Annotated in this window: 24 protein-coding genes and 1 tRNA gene; 19 read left to right on the top strand and 6 right to left on the bottom strand. The window is 57.4% G+C overall.

The annotated features are described in order from the left end of the window. The first annotated feature begins 76 nt into the window (after positions 1 to 76). Both ASC86_RS10155 and ASC86_RS10150 read left to right on the top strand, forming a co-directional pair. Complete coding sequence (locus ASC86_RS10155; RefSeq protein WP_156386983.1) at positions 77 to 472, top strand: response regulator; 396 nt, start codon at positions 77 to 79, stop codon at positions 470 to 472. Positions 473 to 582: 110 nt separating this feature from the next. Continuing rightward, positions 583 to 954, top strand: a complete 372-nt coding sequence (locus tag ASC86_RS10150; RefSeq protein WP_056320037.1) for a hypothetical protein — start codon at positions 583 to 585, stop codon at positions 952 to 954. A gap of 279 nt (positions 955 to 1,233) precedes the next feature. Here ASC86_RS10150 and ASC86_RS10145 read toward each other — a convergent pair whose 3' ends face one another. After that, positions 1,234 to 1,434, bottom strand: a complete 201-nt coding sequence (locus tag ASC86_RS10145) for a hypothetical protein (protein ID WP_056320034.1) — start codon at positions 1,432 to 1,434, stop codon at positions 1,234 to 1,236. Between the two features lie 357 nt (positions 1,435 to 1,791). Here ASC86_RS10145 and ASC86_RS10140 point away from each other — a divergent pair. Then, positions 1,792 to 1,868 (top strand) — tRNA-Ile (locus ASC86_RS10140). 1,684 nt (positions 1,869 to 3,552) lie between these two features. Continuing rightward, positions 3,553 to 3,774, top strand: a complete 222-nt coding sequence (locus tag ASC86_RS10125) for a hypothetical protein (RefSeq protein WP_056320026.1) — start codon at positions 3,553 to 3,555, stop codon at positions 3,772 to 3,774. Here the strand turns inward: ASC86_RS10125 and ASC86_RS10120 are convergent. Next, entirely contained in the window at positions 3,760 to 4,269 is a 510-nt protein-coding gene (locus ASC86_RS10120) for a hypothetical protein (RefSeq protein WP_056320024.1), read from the bottom strand. The two genes, ASC86_RS10125 and ASC86_RS10120, sit on opposite strands and share 15 nt — an antisense overlap. Beyond that, the gene (locus ASC86_RS10115) at positions 4,259 to 4,876 is read right to left on the bottom strand and encodes a hypothetical protein (RefSeq protein WP_056320021.1); all 618 of its coding nucleotides are present in this window, start codon (positions 4,874 to 4,876) and stop codon (positions 4,259 to 4,261) included. The genes ASC86_RS10120 and ASC86_RS10115 overlap by 11 nt, the downstream gene beginning before the upstream one ends. An 87-nt stretch (positions 4,877 to 4,963) precedes the next feature. Here ASC86_RS10115 and ASC86_RS10110 point away from each other — a divergent pair, with 87 nt between their 5' ends. The 15 genes from ASC86_RS10110 (at position 4,964) to ASC86_RS10045 (ending at position 18,544) form a co-directional block, all read left to right on the top strand. Next, entirely contained in the window at positions 4,964 to 5,521 is a 558-nt protein-coding gene (locus ASC86_RS10110; protein ID WP_056320013.1) for a lytic transglycosylase domain-containing protein, read from the top strand. A gap of 46 nt (positions 5,522 to 5,567) precedes the next feature. Further along, on the top strand, positions 5,568 to 5,891 hold the full coding sequence (locus ASC86_RS25055) for a TrbC/VirB2 family protein (RefSeq protein WP_162244991.1): 324 nt from the start codon (positions 5,568 to 5,570) through the stop codon (positions 5,889 to 5,891). 1 nt (position 5,892) lies between these two features. Next, positions 5,893 to 6,183 (top strand): VirB3 family type IV secretion system protein, encoded by a 291-nt coding sequence (locus ASC86_RS10100; protein WP_056320007.1) that lies wholly within the window; start codon positions 5,893 to 5,895, stop codon positions 6,181 to 6,183. Continuing rightward, the gene (locus tag ASC86_RS10095) at positions 6,180 to 8,591 is read left to right on the top strand and encodes a VirB4 family type IV secretion/conjugal transfer ATPase (protein ID WP_056320004.1); all 2,412 of its coding nucleotides are present in this window, start codon (positions 6,180 to 6,182) and stop codon (positions 8,589 to 8,591) included. The genes ASC86_RS10100 and ASC86_RS10095 overlap by 4 nt, the downstream gene beginning before the upstream one ends. Beyond that, positions 8,584 to 9,747, top strand: coding sequence for a transglycosylase SLT domain-containing protein (locus ASC86_RS10090; protein ID WP_056320001.1), 1,164 nt, complete (start codon positions 8,584 to 8,586; stop codon positions 9,745 to 9,747). Before ASC86_RS10095 ends, ASC86_RS10090 begins: the two co-directional genes overlap by 8 nt. Next, positions 9,698 to 10,474, top strand: coding sequence for a type IV secretion system protein (locus ASC86_RS10085; RefSeq protein ID WP_162244990.1), 777 nt, complete (start codon positions 9,698 to 9,700; stop codon positions 10,472 to 10,474). Before ASC86_RS10090 ends, ASC86_RS10085 begins: the two co-directional genes overlap by 50 nt. 6 nt (positions 10,475 to 10,480) lie before the next feature. Then, positions 10,481 to 10,654 (top strand): hypothetical protein, encoded by a 174-nt coding sequence (locus ASC86_RS25685; protein WP_156386981.1) that lies wholly within the window; start codon positions 10,481 to 10,483, stop codon positions 10,652 to 10,654. Positions 10,655 to 10,658: 4 nt separating this feature from the next. Then, positions 10,659 to 11,678 (top strand): type IV secretion system protein, encoded by a 1,020-nt coding sequence (locus ASC86_RS10080; protein ID WP_056319994.1) that lies wholly within the window; start codon positions 10,659 to 10,661, stop codon positions 11,676 to 11,678. 54 nt (positions 11,679 to 11,732) lie between these two features. Next, entirely contained in the window at positions 11,733 to 11,966 is a 234-nt protein-coding gene (locus ASC86_RS10075; protein ID WP_156386980.1) for a hypothetical protein, read from the top strand. Between the two features lie 15 nt (positions 11,967 to 11,981). Further along, positions 11,982 to 12,353, top strand: a complete 372-nt coding sequence (locus ASC86_RS10070; RefSeq protein ID WP_156386979.1) for a hypothetical protein — start codon at positions 11,982 to 11,984, stop codon at positions 12,351 to 12,353. A gap of 174 nt (positions 12,354 to 12,527) precedes the next feature. Continuing rightward, positions 12,528 to 13,262, top strand: coding sequence for a VirB8/TrbF family protein (locus tag ASC86_RS10065; RefSeq protein WP_056319984.1), 735 nt, complete (start codon positions 12,528 to 12,530; stop codon positions 13,260 to 13,262). Then, positions 13,262 to 14,044: a TrbG/VirB9 family P-type conjugative transfer protein gene (locus ASC86_RS10060; RefSeq protein WP_056319983.1), complete on the top strand. Its 783-nt coding sequence runs from the start codon at positions 13,262 to 13,264 to the stop codon at positions 14,042 to 14,044. Before ASC86_RS10065 ends, ASC86_RS10060 begins: the two co-directional genes overlap by 1 nt. Further along, positions 14,041 to 15,465, top strand: a complete 1,425-nt coding sequence (virB10, locus tag ASC86_RS10055; RefSeq protein WP_056319981.1) for a type IV secretion system protein VirB10 — start codon at positions 14,041 to 14,043, stop codon at positions 15,463 to 15,465. Before ASC86_RS10060 ends, virB10 begins: the two co-directional genes overlap by 4 nt. Beyond that, the gene (virB11, locus tag ASC86_RS10050) at positions 15,462 to 16,460 is read left to right on the top strand and encodes a P-type DNA transfer ATPase VirB11 (RefSeq protein WP_056319978.1); all 999 of its coding nucleotides are present in this window, start codon (positions 15,462 to 15,464) and stop codon (positions 16,458 to 16,460) included. Before virB10 ends, virB11 begins: the two co-directional genes overlap by 4 nt. Beyond that, positions 16,457 to 18,544 carry a type IV secretory system conjugative DNA transfer family protein gene (locus ASC86_RS10045; RefSeq protein ID WP_056319976.1) on the top strand — a complete coding sequence of 696 codons (2,088 nt, stop codon included), beginning with the start codon at positions 16,457 to 16,459 and terminating at the stop codon, positions 18,542 to 18,544. Before virB11 ends, ASC86_RS10045 begins: the two co-directional genes overlap by 4 nt. A 167-nt stretch (positions 18,545 to 18,711) precedes the next feature. Here the strand turns inward: ASC86_RS10045 and ASC86_RS26220 are convergent, their stop codons facing one another. The 3 genes from ASC86_RS26220 to ASC86_RS10030 all read right to left on the bottom strand — a co-directional run bounded on the left by ASC86_RS26220 (position 18,712) and on the right by ASC86_RS10030 (position 20,112). After that, a complete protein-coding gene (locus ASC86_RS26220) occupies positions 18,712 to 19,128 on the bottom strand; it encodes a hypothetical protein (protein ID WP_200943797.1) in 417 nt (138 codons plus the stop codon). Positions 19,129 to 19,153: 25 nt separating this feature from the next. Beyond that, the gene (locus tag ASC86_RS10035; RefSeq protein WP_056319974.1) at positions 19,154 to 19,579 is read right to left on the bottom strand and encodes a cysteine rich repeat-containing protein; all 426 of its coding nucleotides are present in this window, start codon (positions 19,577 to 19,579) and stop codon (positions 19,154 to 19,156) included. 143 nt (positions 19,580 to 19,722) lie between these two features. Continuing rightward, positions 19,723 to 20,112, bottom strand: a complete 390-nt coding sequence (locus tag ASC86_RS10030; protein ID WP_056319962.1) for a response regulator — start codon at positions 20,110 to 20,112, stop codon at positions 19,723 to 19,725. Positions 20,113 to 20,148 lie beyond the last annotated feature (36 nt).

Below are 20,148 nucleotides of genomic sequence, written 5' to 3'. Positions count from 1 at the left end.
TCGGCCTCGCACAAGAACATGCGGCGACGACCACTGGGGCGACAAGCGCGCTCCAAAATCGAATGCAGGTGAAGCCGTGTCCCGTTTAAACAATTCCCATCAGATTTTGGTTGTCGAAGATCAGCCCTTGATTTCGATGGACCTCGAACATGCCCTCGACCAAGCGGGGTTTTCAACCGAGCTTCAGTTCTCGAACACCGGCGCGCTGACGTGGCTTTCTACACACAAGCCAGATTTGGCGATCCTCGATATCGGGTTGCGGGAAGGGTCGAGCGAGAGGGTCGCAATGCACCTGGCCAGCCAGCACGTCCCGTTCATCGTCTATTCCGGTTCGGCGCCATCGGATGCCGCCTCGGTCTTTGAAAACGTCAAATGGATACGAAAGCCTGCAGACCCCACCCTGGTAACGAAGCACGTTGAAGAGCTGCTGCTCCTGGGAGAATTCCAGAAGGACATGGAGGAGAGGGGATGACGGACGACCGATGTATTGCGGGAAGCCACCGGGCTAACTGATCGGCAAAGCCGTCCCATTGAAAATGCGCTTCATCATCACGACTTCAGTCCAGAGATCGGAGCCCCACCATGCTGTATGTCATCGTTGCCATGTCTATCATCGTTTGCACGTTTTTCGTGGGGCGCTTTTTCGCGGCGAAAACCCGGTTGGTCGAGCAGGCGATCGAGGCAGCAATTGCCCGTAAGCTGTCGATGTCGCCAATGGCTATTGAGCTTGGACATCTGAAGGAACAAAACTGCGTCATGCGCAACTTGTTGATCGACATGCTTGAGAATGAGGGGTCGGTCACGCCTCCCGCAACGAAAACGCCTGGTGAACATGATCGCGCCGTCAAAGCCAGAATTCGGCGACGGCGCGAGATTTTCGGTGAGGCGGTATTCCTTCTTCAGCAATCGGGCCATCCCAAAAGCAAAATCCAAGACCTCAAGATCAACGGATAAAGGTGTGACGGCTTTCTTCGAAAGCTCGTCATTTTTTCAGATATCATCCATTGCTGGCCGGCACGGGGTTAAAGGCCCAAAGTGAGATTGGTTGGCGAAAGTGGATGCCAACCCCTTTTAGCATCGAGAATGTGGGCGCGCTGCCTTGAAGGACCGCGAAGTGGAAAGCTGGACTTTCGCAGATTGAACCGACTGATCTTGTTGAGCTTGTGCCGGTGGAGATTTGCGCGAGTCGGGCGCGTGGGAGATGGTGCAATGCACGGAATACCGCAGCTTGTTTCAGAGCTGGTTCGGGCAGCGAATGAAACCGAGAAGCTTACCGGTATCGACGTCAGCCGCCTGCTTGATCGGGCAATCGCGACCATTGTCGAAATGCGGGCGCAGATTGGTATTGTACCCATCATCGGGCGTGACGCGCTCATCTACCCGCGAACGGTCGCAGCCGGCGCATTGAAGGTCCCTCGCGAAGAATGGCATCATGGCCTTCTCCACGCAGCGGATGGTCAGGGATCTTTACATCGTCCTCGATTCCGAGGTCAGCATCGAGATCAAGGTACCGAGTGAGGCTGAACTCGGCCAGTGACACCGCGCCCCACTTCAGGGTCATCAAAATTTAAGACGTTTGACCCATTTTGATGTGGCCGGCTGACCTGAGCTGCATCCGGTGGACATCTCAGAAACCCTCCGATTTGTATTTCGTTCGGAGGTTTTTTTGTCTGCCGGACTGGAGTTCGACGGACTGGCGTCGTCCTCGTTCTCACGTCGATGCGCTTCCTCACACTGTTGCCTTCGACTTGCCTTGCTGTCGTGTTGCATATGTTTTAGAAGACGGCTGCCGGGCCTGTAGCTCAATTGGTTAGAGCCGTCGGCTCATAACCGATTGGTTGCAGATTCAAGTCCTGCCGGGCCCACCAAAGATCCACAAATGCGTTATGCCCGTCCATCCGCTGAGCTCTCATAGCTCTAAGCATAGGTGCATCTCGACGGGCAGACCCCCGAATTTGAAACCCCAAATCCCGGGGGCAGTTCAATCTGTCCGGGCCTTAGCACAGGGTTAAGAACGACTAATGCGGCGTATTGTTAATAAGGGCGTCAATAAGCCTGATCTGTGAGCGGTTTCCGCGCTTATATTCACTGATCAGTATCCTGGCCTCCGCCGTCGCATCACGGCGCGCGATGCTGTGCTGAGTACACCAAGCATCCAGAACAGTCTGGAGCATTGTGAGATCTTTCGGCGGTATTGCTGTATCGGAAATATGCATCATTTTCCTCCCAAGGAATTGACACTTTGCCGTAAAGCCGCCTCCTCGCGACGTCCGGCATGACCATACTCAGACAAAAGTCTCAGTGGCACAAGGCAAAAGCGCGTTCGACATCGTGAGGTACGTACCCGTTTTTCGCCGCCGGTTTGGGAGCGGCTCACAGCGCGTTCGCCCAGTCGACATTGACCATGTCCCGACGGTGGACGGCGGCGATGAAGATATCGGCAGCACGGAAAACGGTAGATTCCATTTTCAAATTCAACGAGGAACGTATCAGTGCATCCTCGCTCTCGTGGCCACATACACTCGGCAGCTTACGGTTTGAACGCCTCCGATAGACCCGCGCGTGCACTTTCCTAATTCCATTCCTTCCCCCCAGATTGTCGTTCTGTGAAGGCAAAGCTCCATCCCTTGGGACAACCTACGGTCATGCCGGAATTCAGCACGGAAGTCGCACCAGTGCTCGATTAACTGGCGTTTGCACGCGGCAGCCATCTTCGCCGACGGGCGTCAGGAGCCGTGCGATGACGTAGATCAAGATTTCGATGTAACGCAAATTCACAAAAAACTATTCCCGATCTTACTGATATTATGTGCTTTTTAAAAAAAATGTCAAAACCACAATAATTCTAGGGGTTTCCGGATAACCGGCCGAAAGCTAATTACGTCGCGTCGTTCATAGCGTGAGGCTCGATACGTTGAGATTTTTTTTCCACATCCATGCAGGTACAACCCGCGACACAGATCGTTTAGGGACTGAGTTGGCAAACATGCAAGACGCAATCCGATACGCTTGGCAGGTGAAGCGTGAAGTCGCATCGGATTTGCAGTCTTCGGACGTGACTGTTGTCATACAGGGTCCGTCAATGGTCGCCTCTCTTGCAAATAATGATGAGGGAAATAATGAGCGGAGCGCTTTTGTTTTCGAAACCCAGGCAAGCATGATTGTGATGAGTGACACGGCGGTGGGAATACTCAACTAATCGCCTCGATTGCGTCATCAGCCAATTCGAGCGCAATTTCACCGCTAGAGCACCTGTCAATGTGAAGATCAGGGCCTCGCGAGGGAGTCAGACACGACTGTTACAACCTGCTCATCTAAAGTGGTAAGTCGACAGCTGTTGATTTATTATATTTAATCAGCGACGCAACAGATCATTTAAATATGAGTCTCTGCTTGTCCGCAAATTGGTTACCCCAATTTCTGCTGCCGAGCCATCGACTAATAATCGGGACCCTATCGGCGCGCCTTGGCGCAGCACTATCGCGATCCCTGAAGTATCCCCCTTACTCTTGTCGCTCACCATGCACAGACTGTGAAAAAGGATGACCGCAAATGGCCATTGAAAGCTTTCCCGAGCTAATGCAAATTCTGGCGGAGGAATTTGAGCGTAGCGGAATAGAGCCCCAAGTATTTGCGCAAAGAGCCGGCATCACCGAAGACCGGCTGGAACTTCTTCAGACGGGCGCCTGGGAATATCTGACGATCATGGACTTTGGAGCAATTGCACAAAATCTCGATGTCGACATCGGCGATTTGTTTTCATCGCCCCGCTGAAAGCCGCGTTGCAGGATGTTCAAATGAACCCGCCCACAAGCCATTTTGGTTGTCCTGCGCCGCCAGTTCCGCCACTGCGTAGGCGGTCGATACCGGTGATCCCGAAGGCAACGTTGCCGCAAAGGCAATGCCTGCTGATATAATCGCTGTACCGACATCGACTGTGCTGTCACCGATCTTTACCGCACAGATGACAAAGCTTGCTCCGTCCTTTGCTTTCCCGATCGGCTGGCATCCGACTGTGCCAGTTGAAAACAGAGCCGCCAAAGACGCGAGTGAGCGCATTCCGCAATCACCTTCCTGCCCGTCAGGTGCGCGATAGCTTGTGCCCCGGATGCAGGATTGAACGCCGAACAGCCTGTATCTCCTGCCTTCGTGCCTCCAGGTATCTCCGGTCTCGAATGTGACATCCGAGGAAAACGGGATGGTCTTGGCTTCGGCACTGGCCTCTGACCCGACGATAAGTGCAAAAAGCAGCGTTAGCTCAATCCGCATTTTGAAACTCCATCTTTTTTGAAAGCGATTGCGCGTGTTCAAGATCGGGACGCCGTAGTCGACCGGCCGGCGTCTTTCCGATCTCTGCGAGACCGAGAAACACCATGCTGTCATCGTCATTGACAGTGCGGTAGGGCTCGCCGTCGCCACCAACGAGGGCGAAGCAGGACGCTGGTATAGTCTGGCCTTGCGCGGTCGAGAGCATCAGGGTCTTGCAGAGGATGACGTGCGCCCGCCTGTTGTAAATCGCTCCGGCATAGTCACGAACGGCGTCTATACACGTCCATGTCTGCACCCGGTTGTAGGTCACCGTCTTCGTTGGGCAGCCGTTCAAGCCTCGTAGCTGAATGTCGTGCTCGGCAATTCTTCGCTCCACTGCCCCGGTGATTGTGATTTCGCCGCTGACCCGATCTATGGAGCGATCGACCAGTCTGCCCTCGGCATCAAATCGTTCGAGGACGAAGACTTTTCCACCCTCCTTGGCGAACTCGCGCAGATACGATGGCATCGGCTCCTCATAGGGATGTTCGCCCATTTCGATCGCGAAAGACGCGCTCGGCAACATCGGTAAAATCGTCAGGCCGCAGACCCTGAGTTGTCGATACATGGAAATTTCTCCGTTTTGGAATTGACACGGGGATCCCTGGCGAATTAATTATATTTAATTATGAGACGCCGCAACCGGAACCTTTCAATGAAAAAGATCGCGCTCCTTCTCCTCTTTTCAGCGTCCTATCCGGCCAACGCCTGCGAGCCAGTCGATCCGGCGAGTACGCTTGCGATGGTCAAAGCGATAGCTATGGAAGAGCAGCTGGATCCGGCTCTCGCACTCGCTGTGGTTGACGTCGAAAGCGCAGGTGGACAGCATCAGGTCTCCGACGCCGGCGCCGTCGGTATCATGCAGCTGATGCCAGAAACGGCCTCTGACTACGGCGTTACGGACCGCTGCGACGCAGAGGCAAACATTCGCGCCGGCGTCCGTTACCTGAAGAAACTTTATGGCGAGTTCGACGATCCGCTGCTGATGCTCGCCGCCTACAACGCCGGTCCGGAGCGGGTCTACCAAAAGGGCGGCATTCCCGAGTTCAACGAAACCGCTCAATACGTCGTCAAGGTGATGAACCGTTGGACACTCAATGCCAAGGCATTGGCTGCCGAAGAGCGACGCGGCGGCGGCCACTCAACTCAAAAACAGATGGTCGCATCGGCACCTTCGCCTTGGCGCGATGAACACGTCTGGAACGGCGAATAGATCGACCGTTCCCAAACATTCCCTTCAACATCCAGAGGACTTTCGCATGACCATATGTTCGATCGCACCACGTTCCCCTTTGAAGGCGACGGTATGCCTTACCCTTCTCACAGCCGGGCTGGCACTCGCGCCGGACCTCGCCTATGCGCAGTCCGCCGCTCCCGTCGAAGGTATCCTCGAATGGTTCGTCGGCGTACTTCAGGGCAATGTCGCGCGATCTTTGGCGATTATCGCCGTTTGCTTTCTCGGCTTCCTCTTTTTGACCGGTCGGATGGCCTGGCAGGGAGCGATCTCCATCGTCATCGGTATCGCGATCATCTTCGGCGCGGCCCAGCTCGTCGATGCCATGAAGTCGTCGGCGGGCATTTAACATGCGCGAGGACGCTCCCGATGTGGAACCGCTGATCCTGCCGTTGACCCGGCCGCCAATGTATTTTGGTGTCGACATCATCGTCTTCGTCGTCAACGGACTGTTCGGGATCGTCCTCTTCATTGCAACCTCAAGCTTCCTGGCGCCGCTCATTGTCCTGCCCATTCATTTCATCGGTCTCTACCTTTGCCAGCGCGACGTCCACATCGTTCGCGTGGTCCAGGTTTTCTTGTCGATGCGCAGGGCGATCCGCAACAGGCGGTTTTGGAGAGGCGGGAGCTATAGCCCATGAACGTTGTCAATCACGATTTGAAGTTCGGGCGCGAACGCGCTCGCGAAATTGGCATCGGCACCCATGTTCCCTATCTGCGCCATGTCGATGAAGAGACCATCGTCACCAAGACCGGCATGCTTCTTCAGGTCATCAAGCTTTCAGGGCTTCCTTACCAGACAATGGACCAGGCAGAGATCAATGCGCGTCTTGCCAACCGCAACATGACGGTCCGGTCGCTCGGATCCTCCCGCTTTGCCCTCTATGCAACAATTATCCGCCGCCAAATTATCCCTGCAATCGACGGGGAGTTCGACAATCCGTTCGCCGACGAGCTGAACGCTCGCTACATGGAGGGGCTCAACCACCGCACCATGTTCGTCAACGAGCTTTATCTGACCGTCATTCGACGGCCAATGACCGGCCGTGCCGGCAAAGTCGACCGCATGTTCGACGTCTTCCGCATGGCGGACAATGAGATTGAGGCCAAAGGGGAAGCGCTACGCGATTTGAAGGATATGGTTTCGGGGATCGTCGGCGATTTCCGCACTTATCGTCCGGAGCTTCTGTCCTGTGTGACCCGAGAGGGCGGCATCTTCTCGGAACCGGCAGAGTTTTTTGCAAAAATCCTTGCCGCCGGCGACGAGCGGTCGATGCCCCTGCCCCGCATGTCGCTTGCCGACTATGTCGGAACCGGTCGCATTCTGTTTGGTCGCAAGGCGACCGAAATCTGGTCAGACGACGGCGCCACTTCCAAAGTCGCGGCAATGGTGTCGATCAAGGAATATCCGCCGATGACGACGCCGGGCCAGCTCGACGGGCTGCTGCGTCTCCCCTACGAGTTCATCGTCACCCATTCCTTCGCCCCGGAAGACCGAACGTCCGTTACTGAAGCCATTGCGACCATCAGCCGGCAGATTTCCAATTCCGACGACGGCGGCACGGCCGTTGAGGACGATGTCGAGACCGCCCGCGATCGTCTTGCCTCCGGCGAGGTCGTTTTCGGCAAACATCATATGACCGTCGCGGTCCTGGCCCGCGAGCCTGCCGGTCTCAACCGAGCGGTTGCCGACGTCACGGCTGAACTTGCCCGCATGGGCGTCGTCGCTTTACGTGAAGATCTCAATCAGGAAGCAGCCTGGTGGGCACAGCTGCCAGCTAACTTTGCCTATGTCGCCCGACAAGGGTTGATCTCGTCGGTCAACTTTGCCGGACTGTTTTCCGCACACAATTTCCCATCCGGCCAGACACACAAGGTGCATTGGGGCAAACCCGTTTCGCTGCTCGAGACGACAAGCCAGACCGCCTATTTCTTCAATTTCCACGAAGACGATGTCGGCAATTTCACGGTCATTGGGCCGACTGGCTCAGGTAAAACGGTAGCACTGTCGTTCCTCCTTGCCCAAGGAATGCGCGTTGAGCCGCGGCCGCGCTGTGTGTTCATCGACAAGGACCGTGGGGGCGAAATCTTTGTGCGCGCCATGGGCGGACGCTACGAGCGAATGTCTCCCGGCGAGCCGACCGGGTTTGCCCCCCTGCAGCTTGACGATACGCCGGCCAATCGCAGTTTCGGCAAGACGCTGATTTCCTATCTGGTCACGCCGGCGGACCGGGTGCTTCACGCCGAGGAGATGGCGGTGATCTCCGACGCGGTCGATAGCATCTATACCGATTTCGATAGACCGCAGCGCCGGCTCGACATGCTAGCGGAGGCGCTGAAGGGCCGGATGCGATCCGGTATTGGCGATCTTGCGGACCGGCTGAAGGAATGGACGACCGGCGATAAGGGCTGGCTCTTCAACAATGCCGAGGACAAGCTCGATTTCTCAGGCTCGGTGATCGGCTTCGACATGACAGAAATCCTGTCCGACAAGCGCACCCGCTCGGCCGCACTCCTTTACATGTTCCACCGCATCCAGGATATCCTTGATGGCCGGCCGTCGATGATCTTCCTCGACGAAGGCTGGCGCCTGCTCGACGACGAGGTGTTTTCCGGTTTCATCAAGGACTGGCTAAAAACCATTCGAAAGATGAACGGCATCGTCGGCTTCGGAACCCAGTCCGCCTCCGACGTCGTGCGCTCCGATCTGCGCAACACCATCATCGAGCAGACGATGACGAACATCTTCTTCCCAAACGCATCGGCAGATGAGGAGAGTTACCGCAAAGCCTTCGGACTGTCGGAGAAAGAGTTCCGGTTCATCAAGCAGGCAGACAAGGCAAGCCGTACCTTCCTGGTCAAGCATGCGCAGGACTCGATCATCGCCCGCCTCGACCTCTCCGCCATGCCCGACCTGGTGAAGGTGCTGTCCGGGCGTCCGGAAACGGTTCGCGAGTGCGAGAATTTGCGAGAGACGTATGGCGAGGAGCCGGCCGCCTGGCTTCCGCACTTCTGCGGTTGGACGATACCGGAGGCAAGTGATGCATAAAGCCATTCTTCTTTTGCTCTCCGCAGGGCTAACCCTTGCGCCACCGCTGTCTGCCTGGGCGGATGTTCCTGTGATCGATGACGACGCGAAGAAAAAGCGCTCCGAGGAAGAAAGCCATTCGGCAACCGACAAAGACACGCAGGACGACCAGCTCGAGGAGCAGACCGTCACCAGCTGCAACATCTCGCAGAAGGAAAAGAACCGGCGTTTGTATCGATCGCCGGCGCAGGCAGTGAATGAAGACACCAGCAATGTCGAGCTGATCAAGCACTATGCCGACAAATACAATGTTCCCGTCGGCCTGGCGCTGTCTGTCGCGCATGCGGAGTCCGGGATTTCTACCTGCTCAGGCTCACCGACCGGTGTCAAGGGCGTGATGCAGCTGACGAAACGCACCGGCAAGGGCATGGGTTTCGACCGCGATATCAACGAGGAGAATATCGAGGGCGGCGTCAAATATCTGGGTCTCGGTGTCAACAAGTGCGGGACGACAGACTATGCCTGCCTTGCCTCCTGGTACAATGGCTCGACTGCGGCAGAACAGAAGAACTGGGCCGGCAAGGTCGGTCGGAACCATGGATGGTTCAACGCTTATGCTGGCGGCTCCAATATCGAGGAGATCTCTTCGCCATCCTACAAGTCCACTGTCGACTACGGATCCGAGGCCACGCGCAACGCCAATCGTGCCGCCGCTGGCTCCGTCGACAGGGCGATCTCCGGGATCGATAGGAGCTCTGCCCGCGTGCAGGAAGCCGGGCGACGGATCGATGCCCTGTCGTCATCGGTCGGCGCTTCGGAAATCTACCAAGATGCCTGGGATGACAACACGCAAGCACGCGCCGTCAATGCCGAGCTGCTGAACAACCTGATGACCGCACGTAACCTCTTCAATGAGCTGTTGCAGGCGCGGCTGCAGATGAACCTGTTAAAGACCTCTGAGACCGCCAAGGCCATGAAGTCCGATCCTAACGTCAATCCTTATAGCTGCGATCCCGTCATTCTCGATCAGATGAAGGTGCGGCGCGCCGACTGGCCACGCTGCGCTGTCGTCGCTGGAGCCGAAGGTGAAACATCGGTTCAATCGTCTGGCAATTCCGACAGCGCGATTGCCGACAATCTTCTGTCCATCCAGAACGCCGCCGAAGCGGCCGATTAAAGAGGTTTTTATGAGAACGATATTTGCGTTAGCCGCCGTACTTGCCGTCTCGACGCCGGCTTTTGCCGACGTTCCGGTCATCGACAATGCCAACCTGACGATCGCCAGAAAGAATGCCGAAAACACCGGCAAAATCATGAACACCAACACCGACATCCTGGAAAAGACCAAGGCGATCCTTGGCGCCCTCTCCGGCAGCCGCGACGGGTCGATGGGCATTTCCTCGACCGGCCTAAGCGGCAATATGTCAGTTTCCGCAGCACCGTCCTTCTCATCAATCATGAACGGTGGAACCCTGTCCTTTGGCGGCCTCGACGCCAACTCCCAGAATATCGCGGCGACGTTAATCAACGGCCTTCAGCTCGTCAAACAGGTGAAGGCAATCGTTGACGGCGACGATGCGGGCGCGATGAACAGTGCCTTCTCCGGAGCTGTGAACACCGTCACGCTGCTCTCGGCACTGACGCAGCAGGCGACGCAAGGGATCTCCAAGAGGGAACAGTCGCTCCAATCAGCAACTGGCCAGATCGGCTCATCCGAAGACGTGAAGGGCTCGGTCGACGCCAATACCCGCATGCAGCTGGAGACGGCGCGCACCATCAATGAGTTGATCGGCGTTTCGAACGGCGCGGTCTCGGCTCTCAATACCGAGATGCAGATGCGACTGACGCAGCAGTCTGAGACCGCCAAGATGCTGCAATACAAAGACATCAACCCGTTCAAGTGAGACCGCATGCGATTGCTCGTGATGACAATGCTGGTCGGGCTGGCCTTCGTTGCCGGCTGCCAGACAAAGGGCGAGAAGAAAGCCCCCTGCCCGCCGATCTCCGGATATGGGCCGGCCGACGACTTGTGTGGCCCTGCCCTTCCGGTCAATGACGTGTTTACGTCCGTCCTGAAGGAATGACGAGATGGCGGCGACCACGATCATTTCGGACATCTTCGAGAAGCTCGACAATATCGGCGAGACCTTTATCTCGAACGCCTATGAAGGCTTGGCCCTTCAAGTCACCGTCCTGTTCGGGTCGATGCTGACACTCTATGTCATCTGGTGGGGCTACATGATTCTTGCCGGCCGGGACGGATTTTCGGTGCCGGAAGCGGCTTGGCGACTCGGGCGCGCCTTCTTCATCTATTACATGGCGACCAACTGGGACGCCTTTTCCGCCACGCTCTACCAGCTTGTGCAAGCAGTGCCGAACCTCATCTCCGACACAATCATGGAGTCGATTGCAGGTTCAGGCGGGATCCTCGACGGGGGAACCAACGATACGACCGGCGTTGTTAAAATTCTCGATGCGGTGTTTGAAACGGCGGGCAAAGTCTATGAGCAGGTAGCGACCGGCACCTTCGAATATGTTGGCGCTCTGATTGGCGCCGTGGTCTTCGTCGTCGCGATGATCTTCATTGCGGTCGCGGCTGCCGCGATCCTTGCCGCCAAGCTAATGCTGTTCATCACGTTGGCGCTGGCGCCGGTGTTCATCATTCTTGCGCTGTACCGCTGGACCTTCCGATTCACAGACGGTTGGTTGCTGCTGATGGTCAACCTGATGGTGACGCAGACGCTGATGATGTCGTTTCTGGCCTTCCTCTACCAACTTATTGAGCTCGCAATTAACACGGCCAATAATACGGCTACGGAGAGCAAGCTATCCTACGTGGCGCCATTCGTGATTGTCTGCCTCCTCGGTATCGTGGTGTTCAGATTTATTCCGTCCTTCGCAGCAGCCATCGTGGGAGGCACGATGCTGGGACAAGGTGATACAGCGTTTATTGGAGGGCGGCGATCGCTGGCGCTAGCCGAACAACAGGTCAGCGGACGGGCCCGAATTATGCGGTCTGGCCTTCGAAGTCGCCGAACGCCGACCGATGTGCAAGCAGCCCGGGCTCGAGCGATTCAGAGGGAAACCGAAAAAAATGGGCAGCTTTAGGGTGTCGTCCCAGCAATGTGTTTGATAAATATAGTTATTCGGAAGGAGCATACTATGCACCCTTGGCAAGACGATCGTCGGCGTTTCGCCGCCATAGATGAGCAGAACCGCCTCAACGAAGAATTAGCTGAGGCTGATCGCTCCGGTGCTAAGCCTCGCGGTGGCCTCGGCTACTTGCTGTTCCTTGGCGCTGTCATTTTCTTCAAACCGTTCGCGGAATATTCCATCGAACTTTACGGCTTTGGTACGAGCTACCTCCACGGCCTACCCGGAATGTTTGGCTTTTGAGCCATGGAGATCCTGATGAATAAGACTTTCGCAGCGCTCCTAATGTTCGGCATGCTGTTTCCCACCATGGCGATGGCGCAGTCAAAAAGCTCGATCGTTCCGGTAATGACTGGCGCTTATGCCCCTGCCGAAGGCGGCTGCAACACAGCAGCGGCCGCCTTTATCTATATCGAGGATAAGAGTATCGCCGCCAATAAAACCACCGGGACAGTGACATCGGCCAAAAAGGACGGCGCTTCCTACGTGCTTGATGTCCTCTGGATTGAGGCTGGGGCAGACAAAGCGGACGGCGATCGCGATACGGTCCGGATCGAGGTGAAGGACGACAGGAGCTTCTATTTCTCCAATTCCGCGTCCGAGAGAACGCTGATGCGGTGGTGCAGCTAAGTTTCGAACTATGCAACCCCGTCGGGACAAGAGCAGCTTTTTGAGCTAGCGACGCTGATTTTCTAGCCGACGATCACGCCCGTAACGACGCCGGGAAATCGTTCTGGGCCTCTCCACGCCCTTAGAATTAAATATAATTTATCACGCCGCGAAAGCGGCGCATTGGAAGCAGATATGGCCAACGCAGACACGACTGAACAGCACCCCAACACCCCTCACCTGGAGCTGAGCACCTATTGGCATGCGGGTGCATCGTGGGAGGCGGAACTCTATCGCAAGGAACGCCGATCGCGCAAAATCGCATGGACGGTCGCGACGATCGCGAGCGTCTCGACGCTGCTCAGTCTATCGGCCCTCAATCTCCTCGTTCCGCTAAAACAATTCGAGGCCGTCGTGGTGGTGGCCGACAAGACCACTGGTTTCGTTGAGGTCGCACGCTCGCTGGATGAGAGCAAGCTTTCGGAGAACGATGCGATCAAGACCGCCAACATCGTCCGCTACATCAGGGCGCGCGAAACCTATGATCCGCGAGGACTGAAGGATAATTACGACCTTGCCCAGCTTTATTCGACGGCACAGGCCTCGGTCGACCTGCGCCACGAATTCGAGCCATCGAACCCGCAGTCGAGGGATAAGGTGCTCGGCCGAGACACGCGCATCGCCGTGACGATCAAGTCGGTGTCGTTTCTCAATGCATCGACGGCGACAGTGCGCTTTTCGACGGAAACGCGCCGCGACAATACATTGCGGCGCGAGCACTGGGTCTCTGTTGTCCGCTTCCGCTACACGACCGCGCCACTGAAGAACGAATATCGCTTCGACAACCCGCTCGGTTTCCAGGTCGTCGAGTATCGGCGCGACCAGGAGTCACTTCCGGAAGTCCTGCCGGCTGATAAGGCGGCACGCTGATGCAGAAATCCCGTTTCCTCCTCGGCGCTCTGTCACTGCTGATCATGGCAAAACCCTTGGCGGCCGCCGATCCTCGCATCCGCTACATCACGTTCAACAATAATGCCGTCGTTACCGTTCCCGCCGGGCTCGGTGTGTCTACGATGATTCAGCTTGGGAGCTCTGAGGTGATCGAGACGATTTCGGCTGGCGACACGGCCAGCTGGTCTATCGTGCCGAAGAAGGGATCCAGCATCCTCTTCGTCAAACCGCTGCGCGAAAACGCCGAGACCAACGTCAACATCGTCACCAACCAGCGGGTCTATGCTCTTCTTTTGAAAGGCTCGGCCGCCGCCGATCTCAGAGCTGCGTTCCAGGTGCGCTTCAAATATCCCGACGAAGACGTGAACGCCCGCCTTCTGGCGGCTGCCCAGGATAGTGCCAAGGATCCACTGCTGAAAGGCCTCGATCCGAGCCGGCTCAACTACGACTATGTCTTCCGGGGCGACACCAGCCTGAAGCCGCGCGTCGCCTTCGACGACGGCACCCACATGTACCTAGAGTTTCCGGATGAAATCCTGGCGATCTTCGTTGTCGAAGGCAAGCGTCAGGAGTCGCTCGTCAACCTGCGCACCCAAGGTAAATACGTCGTGGTCGACAAGATCTCCGCCCAATTCACGCTACGCGCCGGCGACAAATGGCTGTGCCTCTATAACCGGCAGGCCAACCGCCGGTCCTTCGATCTTGTCGAGGATGCCTATGGTCCGAAGAACCTTGACCCCAAGGAGGGCAGCCAGCGATGAGTAGGATCGATTTCGACCACCTCGATGGTCAAAGCAGTGTCGCCAGCACCCGCAACGGCCGTCTCGGCAAGCTGGCGCTTCCGCTCCTCCTCGTCGTCGGTGCGGGCGTGCTCGCCTACGTCAACTGGCCGACGGGTCCTCAGAACCCCGGCCTCAACGAGGGCGCAACCGAAACCTTCGAAACATCGAATACCAGCATTCGTAATTTCCCGGAGGAGCCGGTCAAACAGGCAGCCGATCCCAACCTCGTGCAGATCCCTATGGTCGAGGAGAAAAAGCCAGTGGATGCTGCGACAGTTGATGTCACGGTCAACCAAGGTGAAGACCTGGAAAAACTGCGACAGATCGAGGAAGCTCGCCGCCTGGCCGAGGAAGAGCGGCGCCGGATGGAAGAGGCACGCCGACGCGCGGAAGAAGACGAGCGGCTGGCGCAACTGGAAGCCAAGCGGCGCGAGGACGAAGAAAAAGCCCGCTGGGAGCGGTTGCGTTCGGAGCAGATCATTGTCGATGGGTCAAACAGTGAGAGTTTAGCCGGGAGCGACCAGTCGGTGACCATCGCTGATGATGGCCAGCTCGTGACCGTGCCAGGGGCCGAAACCGACGCGAACAAGGCGTTCTTGGCTCAATCGGAGAAGCAGACGGCTGGCATCGTCAAGGCGACCCGCTTTGACCGCACCGACGCACTCGTTGCGCAGGGCACGATGATCCGCGGTTTCTTGGAAACAGCTATCAATACTGACCTTCCCGGCATGGTACGGGCCGTTGTGCGCGAAGACGTGCGCTCGCTCGACGGCGGACGCATCCTGATCCCAAAAGGCTCTCGCCTGATCGGGGAGTACAAGTCCGGGCTGGCGCGCGGCCAAAAGCGGATCTTCGTCGTTTGGTCGCGGGTGATCCGCTCCGACGGACTGTCGGTCGAGATCGCTTCGCCCGGCGCCGACCGGCTTGGTCGCGGTGGCCTGACCGGCGAGATCGACACGCATTTCTGGGAGCGGTTTGGTTCTGCGATCATGCTCTCGGTGATCGGTGGTGCTGCGGAATACGTTTCCGCCCTCGGCCAGACCCCGACCAACAGTGCGCGCTCGATCTCCACCGTCGATCCAGTCACTGGCGCTGTCACGACGGTGACCACCGAACCCAGCCAAACAGCCGCGGAGGCGCGCGCCATTGCGACCGAAAAATCCTCATCCATCCTCCAGGAGATCGCCAACGAAGCGTTTAAGGAAAGCTCGAAAATTCCGCCAACGATCTACGTTGCTCAGGGGGAGCCGGTGATCGTGTATCTCAGGCGTGATCTCGACTTCTCCGACTTCTATGCTGATCCCGTCCGGCAGGAGATGATGCGCCTGAAGCGCGGTGGGCAGATCCGCCGGGATGTCGACCCCACGCCTTATTACCCGATCGCGCCGGCCTACAAATGAGCGCGTTCCCGTTTCTCGAAAAAACCCTTGAACGGCTAAAGCCCTTTCTCTCGGACGACCGCGTTTCCGAAATCTCGGTCAATCGCCCCGGAGAGCTGTTTATCGAGCGCGTTGGGGTGAGCAGCATGGAACGGGTGGAGGACGCTCAGTTCACGGCTGAATGGATACGGACTTTGAGCGAGCGGGTCGCGGGTTCCACCAACCAGGTCGTCAATGACGAGCACCCGATCCTCTCCGCATCGCTGCCAGCCGGGGAGCGTTTCCAATGCGTGCTACCGCCGGCAGCACCAGAGGGCGGCGCCCTCTCCATCCGCAAGCAGGTCATTCATGACATCGGCCTCGACGTTTATCAGCAGCGCGGCGCTTTCGAGCACACGCGCGTCGGGCGCCAGCTTTCGCTCTCGGCCGCCGAAGAAGAGCTTGCCGCTATGATGCAAGGCGATGTCGATGCCATGGAATTCCTTCGGGCAGCCGTGCGCTTGCGGGTCTCCATCGTTGTTTCCGGCGGCACCTCTACCGGCAAGACCACCTTTCTCAACGCGCTTTTGAAGGAAATCCCGGAAGAAGAACGCATTGTCACGATCGAGGATACCCGCGAACTGAAGCCGATCACACCGAACACGGTCGCCCTGCTCGCCTCCAAAGGCGACCAGGGCCGCGCCAAGGTGACCCAACAGCAACTTCTCGAAGCCTCGCTGCGCATGCGTCCCGACCGTCTGATGCTTGGGGAGCTTCGCGGTGCGGAAGCCTTCTCCTTTCTACAGGCGATCAACACGGGCCATCCCGGCTCGCTCACGACAGTGCACGCAAATTCCGGTCGATCGGCCTATGAGCGCCTGGCGCTGATGGTCATGCAAAGCGGCATGGACCTCAAAAAACAGGAGATCATCGACTACCTAAAGGAGGTCATTCCGATCGTGGTTCAGCTCGCGCGCTTGACGGACGGACGCCGCGTGGTATCGGAGATCGTATTCACCAAGGCAGACGCGCTATGAACCCGGCCCTACTGCTTTTCGGTGGTCTCATCGCCGTAGCAACGGCGGCGTTTGTGGCGTCGCTTGCCTATGCTGGCCTCTATTACACTTTCGACAATTCGACTTGGATGCTTCAGGCCCTGCAAGACGACCTTCTAGCTTCGTACAAAGCGGCACGTCTTGATCTCTATGCTGGTGCATGGCATCGGCCAGCAATCGCAGCCGTTACTGGCCTTGTCGCCGGCGCCGCGATGCTGATCACGCTCTTGACCGGGAAAAAGAGATCCACTGACGCACGCTTCCTCGGCACGATGGAGGCTCGTGCCCTTGGTCTCACGCGCACTGGTGGCGTGTTCGTCGGCAGGATCGGCGGCAACCTTATCAAAGTTCCCGGTGGCTTCACCCAGCGTGGTTCCGGCAGGCGGCGGCTGACGAAACCAAAGCTGTTCGGCGGCAAAAAGCTTTGGATCGATGGTGATGACGTCGGCGGCTTCGTCATCGGCCCGCCGCGCTCCGGCAAGGGCGCCTCCCTGATCGTTCCCAATTGCCTGCTCTGGCCAGACAGCATCGTCGTTCTCGATATGCGTGGCGAAACCTATGAGGCGACGGCCGGCTACCGCTCGAAAATCTCCCGCGTGTTGCGCTTTTCGCCAGCCGACGAGAATGGCGATACGGAATGCTACAATCCCCTCGACTTCGTTGCCATCGATCCCGATCAGCGTGACATCGATATAAATTCGATCGCCACCGCTCTTCTTCCAACGCCGAAGGGCGACGCTTACTGGATTTCCGACGCACGGGCGCTGTTTGCCGGCGTCACCTCCTGGGTCCTGGAAAACCCTGACATCGCCGACAACGAGAAGAACCTCGGAACGGTGCTCAATGTCGTGGAAGGCGGTGACCAGCCGTTGCGCCAATGGCTGGAGGAGGTTGCCAATCCGGAGCTTCGCGCCGAATGGATCAGTTCCTTCACCTACACGACGATTGCGCGCTTTGCGGTTATGGCGGGCAAACAGTTCGACGGGGTCTACGGCTCGCTTGCTGCAGCCGTCCGGCCGTTTAAAAACAATCGAATTCTGCGGGCGACTGCGCGATCGACCTTCGACATCCGCGCGATGCGGCGTGAGAACATGAGCCTGTATTTGGACTTCCGGATCCAGCAGGTTGCCTCCATCGGTCCAATCTTCAACGTGCTAATGGTCCAGTTCATGGAATACATGTCGCGCACCATGATGACGCGCGGCGAGCGCCGTGTGTTGGTGCTGCTCGATGAGTTTCAGAACCTCGGAAAGCTGGAGAATGCTCTCACCGTCGCGACTGTTCTCGGCGGCTACGGCATACCATGCTGGTTCTTCGTCCAATCGCTCCGATCCATCGACAACGTCTACACGCGCGAAGGTCGACAAACGCTGGTCAACTCCGCCCGCGCCCAAATCTTCCTCGGGGCCCAGGATCCTGAGGATCAGCGTTATGTCTCGCAGCTGCTTGGTGAGCGCAAAGAGGTCACTGTTGACAAGGCAGTTTCGACAGGGACCACGCTGTTTGATCGCAAGGGGGCAACCATGTCGCACAGGACGGCGACGCGCCCGCTCATGCGGCCGGACGAACTGGGATCGATGAACGAGACACGCTGCATCATCAAGTTGCGAAATCAGCAACCCATATTCGGCCTTCGCAATTTTTACTATGCGGATAACGAGCTGATGAAGCGGGCTTGGTTGCCAATAGCCGCAACCGATGAACAACACCGGATGACAAGAACTCCGGAGGTGGTGGTAGAGCACACAGACCCGTATCCATCAAACCAGGTCGCGCCGAGCAAGGTGGCACCAGGCGAAAAGTTTGCGCTGAAGGCCCCCCTCGCTCACGTCGCGGCCTCGATCAGGATGCCAAACGGAGGAAACCTAAAAAGTAGCAGCAAAGAGCTGACGCCATCAGATGGGAAGCCGGATTTCAGGGCCGCAGTCAATGCAAGCGCTCGTCGTCAAAGCGAGGCAGACGAGGCAATCGAACGAGTTCTCAATTTGTTTGAGACCACACCGGCGAAGAAGCGCGCAATCAAAAAGCTGCGGAATGAAATTTCAGAGGCATTGAGCTATGAATGATCTGAATTCAGACGATTGGTGTGGGTCGATCGCAAAACAAGTTCAAGCCTGTCAACCATCTGCGGTGAACAAGTCTGGGCCTGTCGCCTTTGACAATGACCGAAATGGGGCCGCCTGCGGACTGTCGGCTGCCATACGCTCAACGCGGAAAGCAGACGCCCACGTTCCTACACTTGCAGGGTGCTGCGGGCTGATGGATTTAAAAAGGGTAGCGGCCGCTTAGCCTTCAGCGCGGCGTCCTTTAGCTCCGCCAAAATTTCTATTGTCGGCTGTCTGTCGCGCTGTGAAAGAGCATCGTGATCTTTTGCGCATCCTGCTACATCTGAATCGTTCTCGAAGTCGATCTCGACGATGAGCTGGGACAGTTTCGATAGCTCCTTCCAATGCGGCAGGCTGGCGACGCCCTTGCCAGCGCTGGCGGATGCTTCCTCTACGAGGATCGCGATGTCGATCGCCGGAGCGGCCCCCTCAACCCGGCCAAGCGTGCGGACGAGTTGCTTGTCGCTCAGATCCTGGGCCAGTGAATTACCTGCTAATAACATCAGGCCTGCGGAAAGCATCGCGGTGATACGGATTTTATCCATGTGGACGTTCCCTTCGTCTGGACGCTCAACGCCATCCGGCATCTGTGATGACCTGGCCGCACTGGCGTTCGTTCACGCGCTTGGCTTTCACCAGGCATGAAAGCAGGTTGCCCTCTCCCTTCACGCCGCTGCAGTATTGCGCGGCGTCATGTTCGCACACTTTTACGAACGACGATTGGGCCGCAAGCCTCTGCTTGATCGAGGCGGTGACGTTAGCGAGCGTCGCGGTGCAGGTCGGTGAGACCTTTCCGGCGTTCTTCTCGAGGCAGGCCTGGATCTTTCCCTCTCCGAGATTGAGCCCTTTGCAGTGCTTCTTGATGTCGGAGCCGCAGTCAGTTGCGAGCGTCGTGACGGCATCGGCGAAGCTGATGGTCTCCGCCCGACTGGCCGAGGTCAAAGAAAGAAGTGCGAGAAGTGTGGCTCCTGCCACGAATGAAAGACGAGTGTGCATAGGCGGGTATCCGATCCGAATTGGTGGGTCGAGTGCATTCCTCTGCCGGACGGAACGTCCGCGCTGTGCTGATGTGTGAGCCAAGATCGAAGTTTCGTCTATTGTCCTTTGGGGAAGTCGGGGCACATTTCTCGCATTTGCGGTCAACCCGGAGGCAAGCTAACCAGCGCGGTGTTGACCGCCGCGATCAATGATTTTGCCGGGAATGGTTTGCGCAGATAGGCGACGCACCCGGCTTCGAGCGCAGCCCGCTCCAGCGTTTCGTCTTCCAGTGCCGTGATGAAGATCACCGGAAGGTCACTTCCGCTCTCTTTCAGATGCTGCCAAAGTTCGACACCCGACATGCCGCCAAGCTGGATGTCGAAAATCGTGCAGCCCAGGTTTTGTAGTGGAGCCTGGACGAGGAAGGTCTCTGCGGAAGGATAGCCCTCCGTTGAGAAACCATTGGCATTGAGGAGGCGTTGGACGCTCCTGAGCATGCTGGGATCGTCATCGACCACAGCCACGACACGGGGTGAAGTTTCCAAAGGCATGCCTTTCCGGGGTCAAATCGACACTGAGCCCGCCCC

Source organism: Rhizobium sp. Root1212 (assembly GCF_001424985.1).
In the GTDB taxonomy this organism is placed as follows: Bacteria; Pseudomonadota; Alphaproteobacteria; order Rhizobiales; family Rhizobiaceae; genus Pararhizobium.
This window is presented reverse-complemented; position numbering and strand designations above follow the sequence as displayed.